This is a genomic window from Luteimonas notoginsengisoli (genome assembly GCF_042648885.1).
Classification (GTDB): Bacteria; Pseudomonadota; Gammaproteobacteria; order Xanthomonadales; family Xanthomonadaceae; genus Luteimonas; species Luteimonas notoginsengisoli.
The window spans coordinates 125,427-144,405 of the sequence record NZ_JBHRYF010000001.1 but is presented as its reverse complement, the minus strand read 5'-3'; the positions used below and the strand labels follow the sequence as shown (position 1 = coordinate 144,405).

21 protein-coding genes and 1 tRNA gene are annotated in these 18,979 nt (G+C 67.7%); 4 read left to right on the top strand and 18 right to left on the bottom strand.

From position 1 onward, the window contains the following. Positions 1 to 23 precede the first annotated feature (23 nt). From ACFOM9_RS00690 to ACFOM9_RS00660, 7 genes are all read right to left on the bottom strand, one after another. Positions 24 to 1,175 carry an ABC transporter ATP-binding protein gene (locus ACFOM9_RS00690; protein WP_386705287.1) on the bottom strand — a complete coding sequence of 384 codons (1,152 nt, stop codon included), beginning with the start codon at positions 1,173 to 1,175 and terminating at the stop codon, positions 24 to 26. Between the two features lie 7 nt (positions 1,176 to 1,182). Then, positions 1,183 to 2,007: an ABC transporter permease gene (locus tag ACFOM9_RS00685; protein ID WP_386705286.1), complete on the bottom strand. Its 825-nt coding sequence runs from the start codon at positions 2,005 to 2,007 to the stop codon at positions 1,183 to 1,185. A gap of 17 nt (positions 2,008 to 2,024) precedes the next feature. After that, positions 2,025 to 3,209 carry a cystathionine gamma-synthase gene (locus ACFOM9_RS00680; RefSeq protein ID WP_386705285.1) on the bottom strand — a complete coding sequence of 395 codons (1,185 nt, stop codon included), beginning with the start codon at positions 3,207 to 3,209 and terminating at the stop codon, positions 2,025 to 2,027. 84 nt (positions 3,210 to 3,293) lie between these two features. After that, positions 3,294 to 4,670, bottom strand: coding sequence for a pyridoxal-phosphate dependent enzyme (locus ACFOM9_RS00675; RefSeq protein WP_386705284.1), 1,377 nt, complete (start codon positions 4,668 to 4,670; stop codon positions 3,294 to 3,296). Between the two features lie 141 nt (positions 4,671 to 4,811). Then, positions 4,812 to 5,030 carry a YdcH family protein gene (locus ACFOM9_RS00670; RefSeq protein WP_386705283.1) on the bottom strand — a complete coding sequence of 73 codons (219 nt, stop codon included), beginning with the start codon at positions 5,028 to 5,030 and terminating at the stop codon, positions 4,812 to 4,814. Positions 5,031 to 5,423: 393 nt separating this feature from the next. After that, on the bottom strand, positions 5,424 to 6,026 hold the full coding sequence (locus tag ACFOM9_RS00665; protein WP_386705282.1) for a hypothetical protein: 603 nt from the start codon (positions 6,024 to 6,026) through the stop codon (positions 5,424 to 5,426). Then, on the bottom strand, positions 6,023 to 6,364 hold the full coding sequence (locus ACFOM9_RS00660; RefSeq protein ID WP_386707206.1) for a DUF4398 domain-containing protein: 342 nt from the start codon (positions 6,362 to 6,364) through the stop codon (positions 6,023 to 6,025). The genes ACFOM9_RS00665 and ACFOM9_RS00660 overlap by 4 nt, the downstream gene beginning before the upstream one ends. 136 nt (positions 6,365 to 6,500) lie before the next feature. Between ACFOM9_RS00660 and ACFOM9_RS00655 the strand changes: the two genes are divergently transcribed. Continuing rightward, entirely contained in the window at positions 6,501 to 7,616 is a 1,116-nt protein-coding gene (locus ACFOM9_RS00655; protein ID WP_386705281.1) for a PilT/PilU family type 4a pilus ATPase, read from the top strand. A gap of 319 nt (positions 7,617 to 7,935) precedes the next feature. On the opposite strand, the gene maiA is transcribed toward ACFOM9_RS00655, so the two are convergent. The 6 genes from maiA to rplM all read right to left on the bottom strand — a co-directional run bounded on the left by maiA (position 7,936) and on the right by rplM (position 11,703). Then, positions 7,936 to 8,595, bottom strand: a complete 660-nt coding sequence (gene maiA / locus ACFOM9_RS00650) for a maleylacetoacetate isomerase (protein ID WP_386705280.1) — start codon at positions 8,593 to 8,595, stop codon at positions 7,936 to 7,938. Between the two features lie 136 nt (positions 8,596 to 8,731). Then, a complete protein-coding gene (locus ACFOM9_RS00645; protein WP_386705279.1) occupies positions 8,732 to 9,727 on the bottom strand; it encodes a fumarylacetoacetate hydrolase family protein in 996 nt (331 codons plus the stop codon). A gap of 102 nt (positions 9,728 to 9,829) precedes the next feature. Beyond that, positions 9,830 to 10,570 (bottom strand): 2OG-Fe dioxygenase family protein, encoded by a 741-nt coding sequence (locus tag ACFOM9_RS00640; RefSeq protein ID WP_386705278.1) that lies wholly within the window; start codon positions 10,568 to 10,570, stop codon positions 9,830 to 9,832. A 134-nt stretch (positions 10,571 to 10,704) separates the two neighbouring features. Continuing rightward, positions 10,705 to 10,779 (bottom strand) — tRNA-Gln (locus tag ACFOM9_RS00635). Positions 10,780 to 10,878: 99 nt separating this feature from the next. Continuing rightward, on the bottom strand, positions 10,879 to 11,271 hold the full coding sequence (gene rpsI / locus ACFOM9_RS00630; RefSeq protein WP_386705277.1) for a 30S ribosomal protein S9: 393 nt from the start codon (positions 11,269 to 11,271) through the stop codon (positions 10,879 to 10,881). A gap of 3 nt (positions 11,272 to 11,274) precedes the next feature. Beyond that, the gene (rplM, locus tag ACFOM9_RS00625; RefSeq protein WP_386705276.1) at positions 11,275 to 11,703 is read right to left on the bottom strand and encodes a 50S ribosomal protein L13; all 429 of its coding nucleotides are present in this window, start codon (positions 11,701 to 11,703) and stop codon (positions 11,275 to 11,277) included. A 272-nt stretch (positions 11,704 to 11,975) separates the two neighbouring features. Here rplM and coq7 point away from each other — a divergent pair, with 272 nt between their 5' ends. Continuing rightward, positions 11,976 to 12,620 (top strand): 2-polyprenyl-3-methyl-6-methoxy-1,4-benzoquinone monooxygenase, encoded by a 645-nt coding sequence (gene coq7, locus ACFOM9_RS00620; RefSeq protein ID WP_386705275.1) that lies wholly within the window; start codon positions 11,976 to 11,978, stop codon positions 12,618 to 12,620. 140 nt (positions 12,621 to 12,760) lie between these two features. Here coq7 and sugE read toward each other — a convergent pair whose 3' ends face one another. Next, positions 12,761 to 13,081: a quaternary ammonium compound efflux SMR transporter SugE gene (sugE, locus tag ACFOM9_RS00615; protein ID WP_386705274.1), complete on the bottom strand. Its 321-nt coding sequence runs from the start codon at positions 13,079 to 13,081 to the stop codon at positions 12,761 to 12,763. A 194-nt stretch (positions 13,082 to 13,275) separates the two neighbouring features. Further along, a complete protein-coding gene (gene speD, locus ACFOM9_RS00610) occupies positions 13,276 to 14,067 on the bottom strand; it encodes an adenosylmethionine decarboxylase (protein ID WP_386707203.1) in 792 nt (263 codons plus the stop codon). 131 nt (positions 14,068 to 14,198) lie between these two features. Between speD and crp the strand changes: the two genes are divergently transcribed. Together crp and ACFOM9_RS00600 are read left to right on the top strand one after the other, a co-directional pair. Continuing rightward, positions 14,199 to 14,891, top strand: coding sequence for a cAMP-activated global transcriptional regulator CRP (crp, locus tag ACFOM9_RS00605; protein WP_386705273.1), 693 nt, complete (start codon positions 14,199 to 14,201; stop codon positions 14,889 to 14,891). A gap of 31 nt (positions 14,892 to 14,922) precedes the next feature. Continuing rightward, the gene (locus ACFOM9_RS00600) at positions 14,923 to 15,393 is read left to right on the top strand and encodes a GNAT family N-acetyltransferase (protein ID WP_386705272.1); all 471 of its coding nucleotides are present in this window, start codon (positions 14,923 to 14,925) and stop codon (positions 15,391 to 15,393) included. 113 nt (positions 15,394 to 15,506) lie between these two features. Here the strand turns inward: ACFOM9_RS00600 and ACFOM9_RS00595 are convergent, their stop codons facing one another. From ACFOM9_RS00595 to ACFOM9_RS00585, 3 genes are read right to left on the bottom strand one after another with little or no spacing between them, the layout of a single operon-like run. Beyond that, positions 15,507 to 16,265: a haloacid dehalogenase-like hydrolase gene (locus tag ACFOM9_RS00595; protein ID WP_386705271.1), complete on the bottom strand. Its 759-nt coding sequence runs from the start codon at positions 16,263 to 16,265 to the stop codon at positions 15,507 to 15,509. After that, positions 16,262 to 17,101: an indole-3-glycerol phosphate synthase TrpC gene (gene trpC / locus ACFOM9_RS00590; RefSeq protein WP_386705270.1), complete on the bottom strand. Its 840-nt coding sequence runs from the start codon at positions 17,099 to 17,101 to the stop codon at positions 16,262 to 16,264. Before trpC ends, ACFOM9_RS00595 begins: the two co-directional genes overlap by 4 nt. Then, positions 17,098 to 18,978 (bottom strand): Mur ligase family protein, encoded by a 1,881-nt coding sequence (locus tag ACFOM9_RS00585; RefSeq protein WP_386705269.1) that lies wholly within the window; start codon positions 18,976 to 18,978, stop codon positions 17,098 to 17,100. Before ACFOM9_RS00585 ends, trpC begins: the two co-directional genes overlap by 4 nt. Between the last annotated feature and the right edge of the window lies 1 nt (position 18,979).

Genomic DNA, 18,979 nt, shown 5'->3' with positions numbered 1-18,979 from the left:
TTTCGGACTACAAGAAGATAGGGTCAGTCAACATTACCGCGAACCGACGCGGTGACCGCGGGCGCGACACGCAACGGCGTGTGTGCACTCGATCCATCCGCTCCGCCCAGAATCCGCAGCTCAACGCCGAGATTCTCCAAAGCAGTCAGATGCGGTATGACAAAACTCGCCGTGAATCCGCAGTTCTGGTCCCGCAGACCAAAATGGCGTGCGACGTCGGACCGCCTGTTGCGCACGATGCTCGTCGACACATAACGCACGCCGGCCACTTCCAGCGCCACCCCTTGCACCGTAGAACCATTGGTGCTGGTGATCCAACCATGCAATTGAATGACCCCGTCATCGAAGGAGATTTTCTCGGCGCAGCCATAAACGAGCGGGGTAGCCAGGTCACTAGCGTCCGGCGCTCCCATGGCTACGGTCGAACGCAGCGATGCCATCAGATCATGGTAGTGCTCGAGCGCAGGGATGACGTCCCCGGAGTACACCAGTCGTCCTTGCTCCAGCACGATGCCCTTGTTGCAGATCGATCGAAGCAATCCGACACTGTGGCTGGCGAGCATCACGATCTTGCTTCCGCTCATGTGCCCCTTCATGCGCTCCGTTGCCTTGGCCATGAAGTCCGAGTCGCCGGCGCCGACCCATTCATCCATCAGGATGATGTCGTGACGGACGCTTGTGGAGATCGCAAAGCCCAAGCGCATCTTCTGCCCGGTTGAGAGCGTACGCAGGCGGTGGCTCGATTTTTCCTGCAGGCCGGCGAATTCCAGGATCGATTCGATCTTGTCGCTCATGTCCGATGCCTTGAGCCGCATCGCCGTACCGCGCAGAAAGATATTCTCGCGTACGGTCGCCTCACCATTGAACCCCAAAGACATGTTGAGCAGGGCTTGTCGACTGCCCTTGACCTGCATGTTCCCGGAACTCATCGGGTATACGCCATTGAGGACCCGCAGCAACGTGGACTTGCCAGCGCCATTGCGTCCGAGGATCGCGACTCGATCGCCTTCGTGGGCTTGGAAGCTGATCTCGTCAAGCAAAGGGACATGCACCCTGCGCGGCGGATCGAAGGCGGCACCGAGCAACATCGCCGTCCAATTGCGCGCACGGCGCTCGGGCTGCACGTAAAGCGGCACCGTCAATGAAACCCGGTCGAGTTGGATACTGGCGCTCATGGCTTCTTCATATCCACAGCGGCACGAAGCGCGCATAGCGTCTATAGGCTAGGATCGCGAGGATCCAACCGCCGACTGTCATAATCGCCAGATACAGCGGAGTGGACGGATCGATTGCCTGCCCGAGAATTGGTGCCCGCACCAATTCGACCATGTGGTAGAACGGGTTGAAACGCATCAGCGTTCCACGGATGCTGCCAAGCGGCATGGTGTCGGCATGCCAGATAATCGGCGTCAGCAGGAACGCGAACATGAAAATGTTGCCGACCAGGTGTTTCAAGTCGGGAAAGCGTGCGCCCACCAAAGCAAACACAACACCAATCCACATGGCATTGATGATGACCACGGGAATCGAGAACAGGCTGAAAAGCAACCCGATCCAATGCACATCCGGATAGATTGCCAGAGCCAATGCTGCGACCGGCAATGAAATGATGAAATGAAACATCGCGGTGGCGATTACACGCAGAACGAAATCCGTGAGCCGTACGTGACCATCGAGTATGAAAGGGGCGGACGTTGCAAACGCACCCGTGGAGTCCGTGATGGCACTGCTGATAACACGGAACACCAGATAGCCAATCGCGACATAAGCCACGAACCCGGCCAGAGGCATGTGCATCATGCTCGCAAAGAACCCCCCCATTCCCCAGATGTACACAATCGCTGGTGACATCAACCAGAAAATGCCGAGACGTGACTGGCGATTGCGCACCACGATGTCCAGCCAACTGGACAACGCCCAGAATTCCGGGTTGCGCAGGCTCGCTGCCAGGTCACGGAACAGGGAATGCATCGACACATCCCGCTCGGGTGCCTGCAGCACGTCCATCCGCCTTTCGTTAACACTCACGACAGCGCGGCATCCAGATCGGCGCGCAGGTCCTCGATCGACTCCACCCCCACGCTCAACCGCACCAGCTCGTCGCCAATCCCCAGCCGCGCGCGGTTCTCCACCGGCACGCTCGCGTGCGTCATCACCGCCGGGTGGTTGACCAGGCTCTCCACGCCTCCCAGCGACTCGGCCAGGGTGAACAGTCCGGTCCGCTCGCAGAAGCGCTTGGCGGCCTCGAAACCGCCCTTGACGCGAATCGACAGCATGCCGCCGAAGCCGTCCATCTGGCGCTTGGCCAGCGCGTGGTGCGGATGCGCCGCGAGGCCGGGATAGATCACTTCCTCGATCGCCGGGTGCGCCGCCAGGAATTCGGCCAGCGCCTGCGCATTGTCGCAGTGCGCTTTCATCCGCAGGTGGAGGGTCTTCAGGCCACGCAGCGCCAGGAAGCTGTCGAACGGCCCCTGCACGGCGCCGGCCGAGTTCTGCAGGAACGCGAGCTTGTCGGCCAGTTCGGCGTTGTCGCCGACCACCAGCATGCCGCCGACCATGTCGGAATGGCCGTTCAGGTACTTGGTCGCCGAGTGCATGACGATGTCGGCGCCGTGTTCCAGCGGGCGCTGCAGGATCGGCGAGGCGAAGGTGTTGTCGGCCACCATCAGCACGCCGTGCTTCCTCGCGATCGTGGAGATGGCCTTGAGGTCGACGATCTTCAGCAGCGGGTTGGTCGGGGTTTCGACCCAGACCAGCTTCGTCTTCGGGGTGATCGCGGCTTCGAAGGCGGCCGGGTCGGTCAGGTCGACGAAGCTGAAATCCAGGCCGGCGCTGCGCCGGCGCACGCGCTCGAACAAGCGGTAGGTGCCGCCATAGAGGTCGTCCATGGCGATCACGTGGTCGCCGCTGTCCAGCAGTTCCAGCGCCGTCGCCGTGGCGGCCATGCCCGAGGCGAACGCGAAGCCGCGGGTGCCGCCCTCCAGCCCGGCGACGCAGCGCTCGTAGGCGAAGCGCGTCGGGTTGTGGGTGCGCGAGTACTCGAAGCCCTGGTGCACGCCCGGGCTGGCCTGGGCATAGGTCGAAGTGGCGTAGATCGGCGGCATCACCGCGCCGGTGCTGGGGTCCGGCGCCTGTCCGGCGTGGATGGCCTTGGTGCCCAGGCCCCAGTCGGGGGAGCCGGCCGGGGCCGCGCCGTTGTCGTTGTTCATAAAGCCCGTCGATTCAGCCGATGCAACCGTGAATTCTATCATCGCGCCGCCGCTGCCTCCCGTCGCGACGCCGCCCGCTGCCGCTTACTGAACGCGCCGGCGCAGGTAGTTCAGCAAGTCGATCCGGGTGATCAGGCCGAGGAAACGGTCGCCATCCATCACGATCGCCACCTGTCCGCGGTCGAACACCGGCAGCAGCGCCTCGATCGGCGACTTCACATCGATGACTTCCAGCTTGCTGACCATCGCGGTGGCGACTGTGTCGCGAAACCGGGCCTCGTCTCCGTACACGTGCAGCAGCACGTCGGATTCGTCGAGGATGCCGACAATGCGGTCGCCATCCATCACCGGCAGCTGCGAGATTTCGTAGAGCTTCATGCGCTGGTAGGCGGTGACGAGCAGATCGTTGGGGCCCACCACCACCGTGTCGCGCTGCGAATACGGACGCAGGATCAGGTCGCGCAGGTCGCCGTGCTGCTCGCGCTCGAGGAAGCCGTTGTCGAGCATCCAGTAGTCGTTGTAGAGCTTGGACAGGTACTTGTTGCCGGTGTCGCAGACGAACAGCAGCACCTTCTTGGGCGTGGTCTGTTCGCGGCAGTACTTGAGCGCGGCGGCCAGCAGGGTGCCGGTGGACGAGCCGCCGAGGATGCCCTCGGCCTGCAGCAGCTCGCGCGCGGCGAGGAAGCTTTCCTTGTCGCTGATCGCGTAGGCCTTCTTCACCCGCGAGAAATCGGAGATCGTCGGCAGGAAGTCCTCGCCGATGCCCTCGACCATCCAGCTGGCCGACTTGTCGCTGAGCGTGCCCTGGTTGATGTATTCGGCGAGGATCGAGCCGACCGGGTCGGCGAGGACCATCTCGACCTCCGGCGCGTTCTTCGCGAAGCAGCGCGACAGCCCGGTCATGGTGCCGGAGCTGCCGCAGCCGAACACCACCGCGTCCACGCCGCCGACGTCCGCCATCTGCCGCAGGATCTCCGGCCCGGTGCCGTGCTCGTGCGCGGCAGGGTTGTCCGGGTTGCCGAACTGGTTGATGAAATAGGCGCCGGGCGTCTCGCCGGCAATGCGCTCGGCCAGGTCCTGGTAGTAGTCCGGGTGGCCCTTGGCCACGTCCGAGCGGGTCAGCACCACCTCGGCGCCCATCGCCTTGAGGTTGAAGATCTTCTCGCGGCTCATCTTGTCGGGCACCACGAGGATCAGCCGATAGCCCTTCTGCTGCGCCACCAGCGCCAGACCGATGCCGGTGTTGCCCGCGGTGCCTTCGACCAGGGTGTCGCCCGGCTTGATGTCGCCGCGCTTCTCGGCGGCCTCGATCATGCTCATGCCGATGCGGTCCTTGATCGACCCGCCGGGGTTCTGGTTTTCCAGCTTCAGGTAAAGCTCGCAGACGCCGGCATCCAGACGCTGGGCCTTGACGATCGGGGTCTCGGCGATAAGTTCGAGGACGGAAGCGTGGATCGGCATGTTGCGCTCGCGGAGAAGGCACGGAGCGCGATTATCGCATTGCGCCGGAGCCAACCAACGGGCTGGCGGTCCGGGAAGCTCGCGGACGACGGCGACCGACGAGGATGGCCGCCGCCGCCCGCGAATGAGACGGAGTCGGCGTCAGTGCTGCAGCGACTCGAACAGGCGGGACAGGCGATCCTTGGCGGCCAGCTTCTGCCGCTTCATCTGCAGCAGGGTGGTGTCGTCCACCGCAAGCACGCCGAGCTCGGCGTCCAGGACTTTCTTGTCCAGCTCCTTGTGGTGGTGGTAGAGCTGGCGGAATTCCGGGTTCGCCTTGCACAGAGCGTCGAGTTCGGACTGCGGTTGCCCTTCAAACATGGAAGCCTCCTTCAGCGCAAAAAACGAACGCCCCGGGCGTGTGCACGGGGCGTTCCGGGATCATCGAGCGGGGCGAATGGCACGGGCACCTTCTTCGGGGCACCGGGCCGGAAACCACTTCCGGCGGCGGGCTCCCTGGGATTGTGCGGCTGGATCATTCGTCGCGGCTCCGGGTCAGCCAGGTGGCCGATCGGTCGTGAGCGACCACCTGGGTATCCGACCCTACTCCCCCATCCGGAAGGCAGCAAGCCTGTGGCGCAAGCGCCTGATTCCCGTGGGGTCAGGCCTCGCCAAGCCGGCGGAATTGCGCAGCGGCCGCTGATCCTGCTGCGCCGGGATAACATCCAAACAATTGAATTTTAACGGATATTTACCGAACGCCACTGAGGGCACTCAGGGCTTGTCGGTTCCGGAGTCAGCAGGCTTCGGCGGCGCCTCGCCCATGAGCTCGGCCTCCTGCCGGGCGAGTTCGGCGGCCCGCTGGCGGGCGGCACGCAGCTTGGCGGCCTGTCCGCTGGCGACGCTGTCCAGGGCGCCTTCCGCGTCCGCGCGGGCGGCAGCGTCGGCGTCGGCCTGCTCGCGCAGGCGCGCCGCTTCCTCGGCCTGGATCTGCGCCTGGATGCGCAGGCGCTCCGCCTCCTGGCGGGCGCGTGCCGCGTCGCGGCGGCTGGCTTCGACCAGCAGTTCGCTGCGCTCGCGATCGAGCCGGTCGATCTCGCGCTGGACGACCGCGACCTGCGCGGCGACCTCGGCGGTTTCCACGCGCGCCTGGGCGACCTTCAGGGCAGCGGCACGGCGCGAGCCGCGAGCTTCGGACAGCGCCTGCACCGCTTGCCGGGCCTGCAGCCGCTCATAGGCGGCGACGCTGGTCGTGCCCGGATCGGCGTCCAGCGCCTGCAGGCGCTGCGACAGGCCGGTGACATCGGGGTTGTCTGCCGCCTGCGTCAGCGGGGCAACGAGCAGCAGCGCGGCCAAGCCGATCGATACGAACCTCATTGTCCGTCCTCCATGCCAAGGCGCGCCTTGAGCTGGCTGATTTCGGCGCGACGCTGCGCCAGTTCGGTGTCGGCCACGGCTTTGCGGCTGCGCGCATGGGCCAGGTCGGCGACGGCCGCGGCCTGCACGGCCAGCGAACGCGCGTCGTCCTCGCGCCCTTGGGCCATGGCGGTCTGCGCCATTTCGAGTGCGCGTCGCGCCTGGGACAGTTCGTCGGCGGCGTACTGGTCGGCGTCGGCATCGCCAGCGCGCGCCACGGCCTGCTGCGCGGTCGCCAGCTCGGTGGTGGGAGGCGGCAGGCTCGCGCAGGCCGTGAGCGCCAGCACGATTGCGAACATCGACACCTGCAGTGCCGATCTGATTTGTGCGAAGCTTGTGGCCATTGGGGGGTCGCGCTTCCGGGGATCCGCGGCCATTGTCATCAGCATCCGGCGGAATCGCAACGATTCCTCGCCAGGCAGTAGGGGTTCGCTCATGGACATCGGCTATTTCCTGAAGCTGATGACGGAAAAGAACGCGTCCGACATGTTCCTGACGACCGGCGCGCCCGTTTACATCAAGGTCGAGGGCAAGCTCTATCCGCTCGGCAACACCGGCCTGCCCACCGGCATGGTCAAGAAGATCGCCTACTCGCTGATGGACGAGGGCCAGGTCCCGCAGTTCGAACGCGACCTGGAACTCAACATGGCGCTGTCGCTGGCCGACTCGGGCCGCTTCCGCGTCAACGTGTTCAAGCAGCGCGGCGAGGTCGGCATGGTGATCCGCGCGATCCGCAGCACCATTCCCAGCATCGAGGAACTTCAGCTGCCGCAGGTGCTGAAGGACATCATCATGGCCCCGCGGGGGCTGGTGCTGATCGTGGGTTCGACCGGGTCGGGCAAGTCGACCACGCTGGCGTCGATGATCGACTTCCGCAACTCGAGCACCTCGGGCCACATCCTCACCATCGAGGATCCGATCGAATACCTGCATCGGCACAAGAAGTCGATCGTCAACCAGCGCGAGGTCGGCCTCGACACGCACGCCTTCCACAACGCGCTGAAGAACGCGATGCGCGAGGCGCCGGACGTGATCCTGATCGGCGAGATCCTCGACGCAACGACGATGGAAGCGGCGATCGCGTTCGCCGAGACCGGCCACATCTGCCTGGCGACGCTGCACTCCAACAACGCCGACCAGACCATCGAGCGCATCCTCAACTTCTTCCCCGAGGCCGCGCACAAGAACGTGCTGATGAACCTGGCGCTCAACCTGCGCGCGGTGGTGTCGCAGCGGCTGGTGGTCGGTACCGACGGCCGTCGCATGCCGGCCACCGAGGTGCTGATCAATACGCCGGTGATCCGCGACCTGCTGCGCCGCGGCCACGTGCACGAGGTCAAGCAGGCGATGGAGGAGTCGCTGGAGGAAGGCATGGAATCGTTCGACCAGTGCCTGTTCCGGCTCTACAAGGAAGGCAGGATCGAGCGCGAGACCGCGCTGCGCGCCGCCGACTCGCGCGACGGCCTGGCGTTGAAGTTCCGCTTCTCCGAAGGCGGCAGCGGCGAGCACGATCCGTATGCGGATGTGTTCGACGCGGGTAATCCGGGGTAGAGACAAACGCCCAGGGTTGTCCGGATCGCGCGCAGAGGTGCACGCAATCCGAAGGTCGCGGGACATGCAGGTCCCGCTTGGCGAAAGCGTTCACTGCGGCGCCAAGCGCGGATCGGCTGACTGACCCGCCGCGGCGACGGAGCCGACCGTCCAACCATCCCTCCGGCCCGGCGCAGCGCGCCGTGCGTTCGGATAGCCGGCACGGTGGGTGCCGCGCGATTAGGTCATTCCCGCGCGCGTCGCTGGCGTGCCGTGCAGCAGAAGCCGCGTCGGCGCCGCGCGCTTCACTCCCGACGCACAGCCGCGGCTCGAACGAACGTCAGGGTGCGTCCGGCTGGCGCTCCGGGCGCGCGGCATCGAATGCCGGCAAGGCCAGGCAGGCCTGTTCAATGGCGACGATCGTGGGGTACGGCGTGAGATCGACGCCGAACCTGCGCGCGTTGTAGACCTGCGGGACCAGGCAGCAATCGGCGAGGCCCGGGGCGTCGCCGTCGCAGAATTCACCGGTGGACGGATGATGCTGCAGCAACGCCTCGAACGCCGCGAACCCTTCCTGCATCCAGTGCCGCGTCCACACGTCGCGCTCCGCCTGCGGCACGCCCCAGTCCCGTTCCAGGTACTGCATCACCCGCAGGTTGTTGAGCGGATGGACGTCGCACGCGATCAGCTGCGCCAGCGCGCGCACCCGCGCCCGGTCGCGCGCGGTGGCCGGGAGCAGCGCCGGCGCCGGCCACATTTCGTCGAGGTATTCGAGGATCGCCAGCGACTGTCGCAGCAGGCGCTGGCCGTGCTGCAGCACAGGCACGAGGTGCTGGGGATTGACCTCCGCGTACTCCGGCCGATGCTGCTCGCCGCCGTCGCGCACCAGGTGCACCGGCGCGATGTCGTACGGCAGGCCCTTGAGGTTGAGGCCGATGCGCACGCGATAGGCCGCACTCGAACGCCAGTACGAATGCAGGCACAGCCGGTCTGGCGTCATCGCGTCGTTCCCCCCGGTACGACCGCGCGTCCGCGCGGAATCGCACACATTAACGTGCGCATCGAACGACCGGAAGACCGCCCGTCGCGGCCGGCGGCCCATTCGGCCGCCGGCCACCCGGTTCGGGGTGCCGGACTCAAGCGTCCGGCGCCGGCTGCCGCTCGATGCGCTGTTCGATCGCGCCGAAGATCGAATGCCCGTCGCGATCCAGCATCTCGATGCGCACCGTGTCGCCGAACGACATGAAGGGCGTCACCGGCTTGCCCTGCTCCAGGGTCTCGACCGTGCGCTTCTCGGCGAAGCACGACGCGCCGAGGCTGGTGTCCTCGTTGGCGATGGTGCCGGAGCCGATGATGGTGCCGGCGACCAGCGGCCGCGTCCTGGCCACGTGCGCCACCAGCTGGGCGAAGTCGAACTGCATGTCCACGCCCGCCTCCGGCGCGCCGAACCATTCGCCGTTGACGTGGGTCAGCATCGGCAGGTGCAGCTTGTTGCCGCGCCACGCATCGCCCAGTTCGTCGGGCGTGACGAACACCGGCGACAGCGTCGAGCGCGGCTTGGACTGCAGGAAGCCGAAGCCCTTGGCCAGTTCGCCCGGGATCAGGTTGCGCAGCGAGACGTCGTTGACCAGGCCGACCAGCTGGATGTGCGCCGCGGCCTGTTCCGGCGTGACCGCCATCGGCACGTCGTCGGTGACCACCACGATCTCGGCCTCGAGATCGATGCCGTAGCCCTCGTCGACCACCTTGACGTTGTCGCGCGGGCCGTTGAAGCCGGCGCTGGTGGCCTGGTACATCAGCGGGTCGGTGTAGAAGCTCTCGGGAACCTGCGCGCCGCGCGCGCGGCGCACGCGCTCGACGTGCGGCAGGTAGGCGCTGCCGTCGACGAACTCGTAGGCGCGCGGCAGCGGCGCGGCCAGCGCGGAGACGTCGAGGTCGAAGGCGCCGTCGGCGGTGCCGCCGTTGAGCGCGTCGGACAGCGCCACCAGCCGCGGCGCGGCGTTCGACCAGTCTTCCAGCGCCCGCTGCAGGGTCGGCGCGATGCCGGTGGCGCGTACCGCCTGCGACAGGTCTCGCGAGACGACGACGAGCGTGCCGTCGCGGCCGCCTTCCTTCAGTGAACCAAGTTTCATCGGGACTCCGCGGATCGGGTTGCTGGAAATCGTTTCGATTGTAACTTTTGCCGCCGGATCCTGACGCACGCGGAAAGGCCGCGGAAGCGGCCGACGCGGTGGTCAGTCGTCGCCCTGGAAGCCGCCCGCGCGCCAGGTCAGCACCAGCGTGTCGCGGTGGCCGCCACCTTCGCCGTCCGGCTGGATCGGCGTCGATTCATGGATCACCCGCGCATCGTCCAGCAACAGCAGCGACCACGGCTGTTCCAGCGTGAAGCGCTGTCCATCGGGCCCGTCTGCGTCGAATACGCGCGTCTCGCCCCCGCGGATGCCGCTGCGGTCGACGATCAGCACGGCAACGAAATCGACCCCGTCGCGATGCGCGCCTTCCGGCGTCGGGCGACCGATACCATCCCGGGTATCGATGCGGAACTGGTGCGCCTCGACGTACCACGGCTGCGCGTTGCCGATCTGCGCGACCTGGCTCGTCAGGCCAAGCAGCAGCCGCGACCATGCCGCGCTGTCGGCCACCTCGCCCTCGATCGGCGCGAACCAGCGCCGCAGGCCGCCATGCAGCGCGTTGTAGTCCTTCGATTGCCAGTGCGCGCGGTGCGGCGCGCGCTCGAGCCGGTCGCCGTCCACCATGAAGCACGCGTGTCGCCGCCGACGGTAGCTGCCGCCGTCGAGCAGGTACTGATCCGCGGGCAGGTCGTCCCAGCTGTGCTTCAGGGCGTCGAGGCCGGCGAGTGGCACGCTGCACAGGGCGGCCACCGCATCGGCGGCCAACACTGCATAACCGTGGTCGCGCATCGCCGACAGCAGCGCGTTGGCGGGGAGGGTCGGGGCGGGAAAGGTGGCGACCATCGATAGCCTCGCGAAGCCCGGATGCAATCGCCGGAGCGGGCCGGCGGCCGAAAATGCGCAAGCCCGCTCGAGGCGGGCTTGCGGAGTCCTGCTTGTCCGATGCCTGCCGCTCGACGCGGCGGAACCGGTGGATGTGGCAGCCCCGGAAGGATTCGAACCTCCGAATGCCTGAGTCAGAGTCAGGTGCCTTACCGCTTGGCGACGGGGCTATGGGATGGATTGTAGCGCCGGAATCCGATGGGGTCCCGGCATCGCATCGACCTCGAAGACCCGCCGGTGCAACCTGCGGGCCTTCGCGGCGATTGCGCTTAACGCTTCGAGAACTGCGTGGCGCGGCGCGCCTTGTGCAGGCCGACCTTCTTGCGCTCGACTTCGCGCGCGTCGCGGGTCATGAAGCCCGCCTTGCGCAGCTCGCCCTTGAGCGACTCGTCGTATTCGACCAGCGCGCGGGCGATGCCCAGGCGGATCGCGCCGGCCTGGCCGGTGGTGCCGCCGCCGCTGGTGGTCACGAGGATGTCGAAGCTCTCGGTGTTCTTGGTCAGCTCGAGCGGCTGGCGCACGATCATGCGCGCGGTCTCGCGGCCGAAGAACTCGTCCAGCGGACGCTCGTTGACGGTGATCTTGCCGGTGCCGCGGCGCAGGAACACGCGGGCGGTGGAGGACTTGCGACGGCCGGTGCCGTAGTTTTGCGAAATGGCCATGAGTTAGATATCCAGGACTTGCGGCTGCTGGGCGGCGTGGGGGTGTTCGGCACCCTTGTAGACCTTGAGCTTCTTGTACATCGCGCGACCGAGCGGGTTCTTCGGCAGCATGCCCTTGACGGCGGTTTCGATGACGCGCTCCGGGTGGCGCTGCAGCGCCTGCCCGAGGGTTTCGCTCTTGAGGTTGCCGATGTACCCGGTGAAGCGGTGGTACATCTTGTCGGCCAGCTTGTTGCCGGTGACGTGGATCTTCTCGGCGTTGATCACCACGATGTAATCGCCCGTGTCGACGTGCGGGGTGTAGACCGGCTTGTGCTTGCCGCGCAGGCGGTGCGCGAGTTCGGCACTGAGGCGACCGAGGGTCTTGCCGGTGGCGTCGACGACGTACCAGTCGCGCTGGACGGTCTCGTTCTTGGCGGTGAAGGTTTTCATGACGAACTCTGGTTCTCGGTCGGTGGTCGGGCGGATTCCGGCGCGCTGCTGGCGGCGGAATTTTGCCTCGCGATGTCGATTGCGGGACGAAAGAGGCGGAATGATACCGGTCCGGCCGGGGCGCCGCAAGTCGCCGATCCCCCGCGACCCCGGCGCGCGGGGGATCGGCTGGCGCGCCCGGCCGGGCGCGGCGAGAATGGGGCAGCGGCTGCATCCGCCGGGCTTCCCCGCAGTGCCGCGTCCGGACGCCCCTTCGCCGACCGAGCCACGCCATGTCCACGCCCCGCCTGCAGCACCCCCTCGATCGCTTGCTCGACCAGTCCCAGCGCGCGCTGGAGACCGTGTTCGGCAACCCGCCCGCGACCCGCGCCAATCCGGCCGGTGACACGCCCGAAGTCGCCCTGGAGGACGGCGAGCGCCGCCACGCCGCCGGGCTGATGCGGATCAACCACGTCGGCGAGGTCTGCGCCCAGGCGCTGTACGTGGGCCAGGCGGCGGTGGCGCGCGATCCGGCGACGCGGGCGCACCTGATGGAAGCCGCCCAGGAAGAAACCGACCACCTGGCGTGGTGCGCCGACCGCCTGCGCGAGCTGGACAGCCGACCAAGCGTGTTCAATCCGCTGTGGTACGCCGGCAGCTACGCCATCGGCGCGCTGGCCGGCCTGCGCGGCGACGGGTGGAACCTGGGCTTCGTGGTGGAGACCGAGCGCCAGGTCGAGGCCCACCTGGACGAGCACCTGCAAACCCTGCCGGGCGCGGACCTGCGCAGCCGCGCGATCCTGACCACGATGAAGGCCGACGAGGCCCGCCACGCCGACAACGCCGAACAGGCCGGCGCCCGGATCCTGCCGCAGCCGATCCCCGCCGTCATGGCCGCCGCCTCGAAGCTGATGAAGACCGTGGCCTACCGGATGTAGCTCGGGGCGCCGCCGGTTTTTTTGTGGGAGCGGCTACAGCCGCGAGTTCGCTCGATCACCGCGATCACCGCGATCACCGCGATCACCGCGATCAGCGCCAAAAGCTCGCGGCCGAAGCCGCTCCCACGAGGGCAACGCGGTCAGTTCGCCGACACCAGCTTCAGCCCGCCTACGCCGGCGATGATCAGCGCGATGCAGGCCAGCCGCCCCGGCGAGGCGCTTTCCGAGAACAGCACGATGCCCAGGGTGGCCACGCCGACCGCACCGATCCCGGTCCAGATCGCGTACGCCGTGCCCACCGGGATCGTGCGCAGCGCCTGGGTCAGCAACCACAGGCTGAGCGCCGCGGCCGCCGCGGTGGCCAGGCTCGGCCACAGCCGGGTGAATCCCTCGGTGTATTTCAGGCCGATCGCGAATCCAATCTCGAACATGCCGGCCAGCAACAGGTAGATCCAGGCCATCGCGGCCTCCTTAAGATGTCGAACTTGCGAAATCAGAATCGCAACGGTGAAAAGAACGACGGCCCGGGGCTTTCGCGCCGGACCGTCGTCGGTCTTGTGTCCCATCGGCGAACCTCCGCCGCGCGGGTCGTCCCGCCCGGGTCCCGGGCCACGCAGCTTTACACCGCGTGCCTGGAACGGCTGTCACCGCCGCCCTATTCGACCAGGTTGCGGCCGTGGAACAGCTCCTCGATCTCGCGCTTGAGCAGCGCCTCGATCTTCATCCGTTCCTTGAACGACAGGTTGCGCGCCTTTTCCTCGAACAGGTACTGGTCGAGGTCGAAATCCTTCAGGTGCATCTTGGTGTGGAAGATGTTTTCCTGGTAGACGTTGACGTCGAACATCTCGTACCGGGCCTTGATGTTCTTGGCCAGGAAATCCTGGATCGAATTGATCTTGTGGTCGATGTAGTGCTTCTTGCCCTTGATGTCGCGGGTGAAGCCGCGCACGCGGTAGTCGGCGATGACGATGTCCGACTCGAAGCTCTCGATCAGGTAGTTCAGGGCCTTCAGCGGCGAGATCACGCCGCAGGTTGCCACGTCGATGTCGGCGCGGAACGTCGCGATGCCAGCCTGCGGGTGCGTTTCCGGATAGGTGTGGACGGTGATGTGGCTCTTGTCCAGGTGCGCGACCACCGCATCGGAGATCACGCCCTTGGCGTCGGCCTTGTCGACCACCGGCTGCTCGGAAATCAGGATCGTCACCGAAGCGCCCTGCGGGTCGTAGTCCTGGCGCGCGATGTTCAGGATGTTGGCGCCAATGATCTCGGCCACGTCGGTGAGGATCTGGGTCAGCCGGTCGGCGTTGTACTCTTCGTCGATGTACTCGATGTACCGCTGGCGCTCGTCCTCGGACACGGCGTAGCACACGTCGTAGATATTGAAGCTCAGCGCCTTGGTGAGATTGTTGAAGCCCTGGAGCTTCAAACGCGGCAGCGGCTTGACCACGGCGGTCATTCCTCTCGATTCGATGGGCGAAAGACGAATTATGCGCCCATCGGGCGAATCAGGGTGAAAGCCCGCGTTTGCCGGATGAACGGAGACCGCCTACTCTTGGGCATCCCCCGTTGACGCCGCTCATGAATCCGACATCCGTGGCTCTCATCAATCCTTATTATCGAGCCAACTCGAATCCGCTGGCCCCCTCGGCGGCCACGATCGAGCGCTTGCTGGCCCACTGCCACCGCCGCCGCTACCCGACCCGGACCGACGTGTTCCGACCCGGGGATCCCGCCGGCACGCTGTACTACATCATCAGCGGCTCGGTCAGCATCATTACCGAGGAAGACGACGGCCGCGAACTGGTGCTGGGTTATTTCGGCCCCGGCGAGTTCGTCGGCGAGATGGGCCTGTTCATCCAGTCCGACGTGCGCGAGGTGATCCTGCGCACGCGCGTGCAGTGCGAACTGGCCGAGATCAGCTACGAGCGCCTGTACCAGCTGTTCGAGGGCTCGCTGATCGGCGACGCAACGCAGATCGTCTACGCGATCGGCGCGCAGCTCTCGCGCCGCTTGCTGGACACCAGCCGCAAGGCCGGGCGCCTGGCCTTCCTCGATGTCACCGACCGCATCATCCGCACGCTGCACGACCTGACCCGCGAGCCGGAGGCGATGAGCCATCCCGACGGCACCCAGCTGCGCGTCTCGCGCCAGGAGCTGGCACGACTGGTCGGCTGCTCGCGCGAGATGGCCGGACGGGTACTGAAGAAGCTGCAGGCGGACGGCAAGCTGCACGCGCGCGGCAAGACCGTCGTGCTGTACGGGACACGCTGACGGGCCACGGCCCGCGCGCCTGGCCGGAACGATGTCGAGCCATTTCGCAGACCGTGGTCCGCTTCCCGACGCCGACCTGCGCAGCGCGTCGCTGTTCGATGCCGACGACATCGCCGAACTGCTCGGCGAACTGGGTTATCCCTGCGACATGCGCGAAGCCGCCGAGCGCATCGCCATCATCACCGACAACGACCGCCAGGCCCTGGTCGTGGCCCGCTGCGAGGGCCGCGTCTGCGGCCTGGTGGCGCTGGACTTCATGTATTACCTGCCGCTGGGCACGACCACGTGCCGGATCACCGCGCTGGTGGTGACTGCCGAAGCGCAGGGTCGCGGCCTCGGCAGGCAGCTGCTGCGCGAAGCCGAACGCCGCGCCCGTGCCGCCGGCGCCGCCCGGCTGGAGCTGACCAGCGGCTCGCAGCGCACCGACGCGCACGCGTTCTATCGCGCCTGCGGGTACGGCGACCGGTCGGTGCGCTTCGTCAAGCGGTTGGGCGACGCCTAGCGAGCCGGTCGCTTAGTCGTGGAAGCAGCCTCAGCCGCGAGCGCTTTGCCGGAATGACCATCCGAAAGGATCGCGGCTGAAGCCGCTCCCACAGGTGCGTCTCGATCGCGAAGTTACGACGTCCCTGCCCCGCGCCCGACCGGAGTCTCCTGGCCGGCATCCGGCGTTCCGGCGCGTCCGGGGCAGCCCCAGTTGAGGACCGGCGTGCCCGGCGGCAGCACGCGACGGAAAACTTCCACCGCGTTCTGCTTGGGATTGACCACCACCGGATGGCTCGCGGCCTGCAGCAGCGGCAGGTCGGCGCGACTGTCGCTGTAGGCGATCGCGATGCGATCGTAGCCGGCGTCCCAGATCATCCGCATCTTGTTGCGGGCGTGGCAATGCTGGTCGGTGACGAAGCCGCCGAGGAACGGCTTGCCCAGGCTGCCGATCACCGGCAGACCCTCGTGGGCGACGAAGTCGAGGATCGCGCGAGCCAGTTCCGGCGGCGCGCCGGTGGCGACCAGCACGCGATCGCCGCGGCTGCGGTGGCTGTGGAGCACCTTCAGCGCTGCCGGCAGCAGGCGCGCGCGGATGCCGGCGGTGTTCGCCGCCACGTAGCGGTCGATCAGCGCATCCATCTGCGCGCGCCCGTGGGTGCCGAAGGTGGCGATCCACAGGAAGCCGGAAATGCCGCGCCGGCGCGTCGGCAGCCACGCCACCATCGGCAGCAGCACCGGCGCGGCCAGCAGCGCCGCCAGCTTGCGCCACCAGTGGCGCCGCACCAGCCACATCACCAGGTGGCTGCCCGAATCGCCGTCGTAGAGCGTGTGGTCGAAATCGAACACGACCAGCGGCCGGTACGGTACCGCCACTTCCTCGAAGCTGCTCATGCGGCGAAGAACATCTGTCGCAGGGCGACCCCGGGATCGGGTTCGCGCATGAACGCCTCGCCGACCAGGAAGGCATCCACGCCGGCCGCGCGCATGCGCTGCACGTCGGCCGGCCCGCGGATGCCGCTTTCGGTCACCAGGCGGCGGTCGCCCGGCACTGCGTGCTGCAGCGCCAGCGTGGTGTCGAGCGACACCTCGAACGTGCGCAGGTTGCGGTTGTTGATCCCCAGCAAGGGCGCGGGCACCTGCAGCGCGCGCTCCAGTTCGGCCAGGTCGTGCACCTCGACCAGGACATCCATGCCCAGGTCCAGCGCCTGCTCCGACAGCGCCGCAAGGCGGTCGTCGTCGAGCGCGGCGACGATCAGCAGGACGCAGTCGGCGCCGATCGCGCGGGCTTCGACCAGCTGGTAGGGATCGACGACGAAATCCTTGCGCAGCACCGGCAGCGTGCAGGCCGCGCGGGCCTGCTGCAGGTAGGCGTCGGCGCCCTGGAAGAAATCGACGTCGGTGAGCACCGACAGGCACGCGGCACCCGCCGATTCATAGCTGCGGGCGATGGCCGCCGGATCGAAGCCTCCCCCGGATCCGGATCCGGCATCTCCGCGGATCACGCCTTTCGACGGGCTGGCCTTCTTGATCTCGGCGATCACCGCGGGCGCGCCCGCGGCGATTTTCGTCTCGATCGCGGCGGCGAAGCCGCGCGTCGGCGGCGCATCGGCTGCGCGCGCGGACAGTTCGCGCATCGGCGCATGTGTGGCGCGTTCGGCGACTTCTTCATGCTTGCGTCGCAGGATCGCCTGCAGCACGTCCGGGCGCGGGCCCGCTGGCTGGATCATTCCGCTTCTTCCTGGTCCTGCGGCAGCGGCATCCCGGGCTGCCAGTCGGAGGCGCGCAGTGTATCGAGCAACGCCACGACTTTGTCGCGCGCGTCCAGCTCGTGCACCGGCAGCACCAGCAGGTCGCCATCGCGCGCCCACTGCAGCGGGCGCCTTGCGGCCTCGACCTCGTCGAGCCGGATTTCGATCGCGTCGTCGGCGAGGCCGGCTTCGTGCAGCGCGTCGCGCATGATCCACGCGATATCCCCGGACGCGCGGCCGCGCTCGTAGCCGCCGATGTCCTTGAGCACCACCAGGTCCGGATGGAAGCCGGCGGCCGTGGCCGCGACGGCGCGCAGGTCGGCATCCTCGCGGTTGCCGGCGTGGCCGAGGATCACCGCCAGCCTGCCCGTGCGGCGGTCGGCGCCGACCGCGCGCAGCAGGCCCTGCAGGCCGTCGGGGTTGTGCGCGTAGTCGACATACACGTCGAGCGCGCCGAAGCGCCAGTGCTGCAGGCGTCCGGGATTGTCGCCGCGCCCGCTGCCGAAGCGCGCCAGGGTTGCGGCGATGGCGGGCGCCGGGATGGCCATCGCGGCAGCCGCGAGCGCGGCGGCGGCGGCATTGGCGACGTTGTAACCGGCGCGGCCACCGAGCGTGAGCGGCATGGCATCGATCGCACCGAGGTCATGTTCATCGCCGCCCAACGACAGCAGCAGGCGTCCACCACGCACGCCGCAGGTCGCCCCGCCGCGCGCGCGATGCGCGCCCGGCAGCGGCGCGTCGAAATCGCGGGCGAACCAGCCGATCGGGCAGGCGAGCGCATCGGCCTGCCGACGCAGCACCGGGTCGTCGCCATTGAGAACCAACAATCCGTCGCCCCCGATCGCACGCGCGACGGTGAGCTTGACCGCGGCGAGGTCGTCGAGATCGTGCACGCCGTATTCGCCGAAATGGTCGGCGCTGACGTTGGTGACCACCGCGACGTTCGCGCGGCACAGCGCCAGCCCGCGTCGCAGCATGCCGCCGCGCGCGGTTTCCAGCACCGCGGCCTGCGCCCGCGGCTGCCGCAGCGCGGTCCGGGCGCCGGTGGGACCGGAATAGTCCCCCGACTCCAGCGCCTGCCCGTCGAAGAACACGCCATCGGTGCAGCTGTGCGCGGTATGCCAGCCGTGCGCGCGCGCCATCGCCGCCAGCAGGCGCACGGTGGTGGTCTTGCCGTTGGAACCGGTCACCAGCGCGGTGGGGATGGCGTGCAGCGCGGCCCAGTCGACGGTGGCCGGCTCGGGCAGCGCATCGATCGGCCAGGTGCGGCTGCCTTCGCCGGCACCGATCGAGACGGTGTCGTCATCGGGCAGGCACGGCAAGCCACGCGCCGTGGCCGCGGTCTGCAGCGCCAGCAGGGCCGGACGGGCCTCGGCGGCGGCCAGCGCGCGCAGGGTGTGCAATGCGGAATCAGCGTCCGACATGGCCGCATGACCGGGCGCGTGCGGCATCCCGGAGCCGTCCCCCGCCGTCCGTGCCGTGCCCGCTCTGGCGAGCTCCCCTTCAGGGGCAGCAGGGACCACGGCCGGTCGCGACACTCCGGGCACTGTCAGGACCGCCGACCACCAGGCCCACTCGTTGACCTCGGTGGCGGCGTAGAGACGGTCGAGCGGCGCCGCGAAGGCGAGCGAGACGCCGCTGCGATGGCGGCGCGTGATCACAGCGCCATCGGGCCAGTGGAGCGCCTTGCGCGCAAGGGCGATGTTGTCGCGCCAGCGCGTCAGCGTCGCGTCGTCGAACGCGAGGCCCGGCGCGGACTCCAGCGCGGCACCGGTGCCCGAAAAATGGACGTTGCAGCCCGTCAGCCGGCGCGAATCCTCGTACGGCTCGGTCGCGGGGTCGAAGTCAGTCGTCATG

Excerpts from the sequence above, each read along its gene's own strand:
- ACFOM9_RS00690 (WP_386705287.1), bottom strand. The coding sequence starts at position 1,175 with ATGAGCGCCAGTATCCAACTCGACCGGGTTTCATTGACGGTGCCGCTT.
- ACFOM9_RS00685 (WP_386705286.1), bottom strand. The coding sequence starts at position 2,007 with ATGGACGTGCTGCAGGCACCCGAGCGGGATGTGTCGATGCATTCCCTG.
- ACFOM9_RS00680 (WP_386705285.1), bottom strand. The coding sequence starts at position 3,209 with ATGAACAACGACAACGGCGCGGCCCCGGCCGGCTCCCCCGACTGGGGC.
- ACFOM9_RS00675 (WP_386705284.1), bottom strand. The coding sequence starts at position 4,670 with ATGCCGATCCACGCTTCCGTCCTCGAACTTATCGCCGAGACCCCGATC.
- ACFOM9_RS00670 (WP_386705283.1), bottom strand. The coding sequence starts at position 5,030 with ATGTTTGAAGGGCAACCGCAGTCCGAACTCGACGCTCTGTGCAAGGCG.
- ACFOM9_RS00665 (WP_386705282.1), bottom strand. The coding sequence starts at position 6,026 with ATGAGGTTCGTATCGATCGGCTTGGCCGCGCTGCTGCTCGTTGCCCCG.
- ACFOM9_RS00660 (WP_386707206.1), bottom strand. The coding sequence starts at position 6,364 with ATGTTCGCAATCGTGCTGGCGCTCACGGCCTGCGCGAGCCTGCCGCCT.
- ACFOM9_RS00655 (WP_386705281.1), top strand. The coding sequence starts at position 6,501 with ATGGACATCGGCTATTTCCTGAAGCTGATGACGGAAAAGAACGCGTCC.
- maiA (WP_386705280.1), bottom strand. The coding sequence starts at position 8,595 with ATGACGCCAGACCGGCTGTGCCTGCATTCGTACTGGCGTTCGAGTGCG.
- ACFOM9_RS00645 (WP_386705279.1), bottom strand. The coding sequence starts at position 9,727 with ATGAAACTTGGTTCACTGAAGGAAGGCGGCCGCGACGGCACGCTCGTC.
- ACFOM9_RS00640 (WP_386705278.1), bottom strand. The coding sequence starts at position 10,570 with ATGGTCGCCACCTTTCCCGCCCCGACCCTCCCCGCCAACGCGCTGCTG.
- rpsI (WP_386705277.1), bottom strand. The coding sequence starts at position 11,271 with ATGGCCATTTCGCAAAACTACGGCACCGGCCGTCGCAAGTCCTCCACC.
- rplM (WP_386705276.1), bottom strand. The coding sequence starts at position 11,703 with ATGAAAACCTTCACCGCCAAGAACGAGACCGTCCAGCGCGACTGGTAC.
- coq7 (WP_386705275.1), top strand. The coding sequence starts at position 11,976 with ATGTCCACGCCCCGCCTGCAGCACCCCCTCGATCGCTTGCTCGACCAG.
- sugE (WP_386705274.1), bottom strand. The coding sequence starts at position 13,081 with ATGGCCTGGATCTACCTGTTGCTGGCCGGCATGTTCGAGATTGGATTC.
- crp (WP_386705273.1), top strand. The coding sequence starts at position 14,199 with ATGAATCCGACATCCGTGGCTCTCATCAATCCTTATTATCGAGCCAAC.
- ACFOM9_RS00600 (WP_386705272.1), top strand. The coding sequence starts at position 14,923 with ATGTCGAGCCATTTCGCAGACCGTGGTCCGCTTCCCGACGCCGACCTG.
- ACFOM9_RS00595 (WP_386705271.1), bottom strand. The coding sequence starts at position 16,265 with ATGAGCAGCTTCGAGGAAGTGGCGGTACCGTACCGGCCGCTGGTCGTG.
- trpC (WP_386705270.1), bottom strand. The coding sequence starts at position 17,101 with ATGATCCAGCCAGCGGGCCCGCGCCCGGACGTGCTGCAGGCGATCCTG.
- ACFOM9_RS00585 (WP_386705269.1), bottom strand. The coding sequence starts at position 18,978 with ATGACGACTGACTTCGACCCCGCGACCGAGCCGTACGAGGATTCGCGC.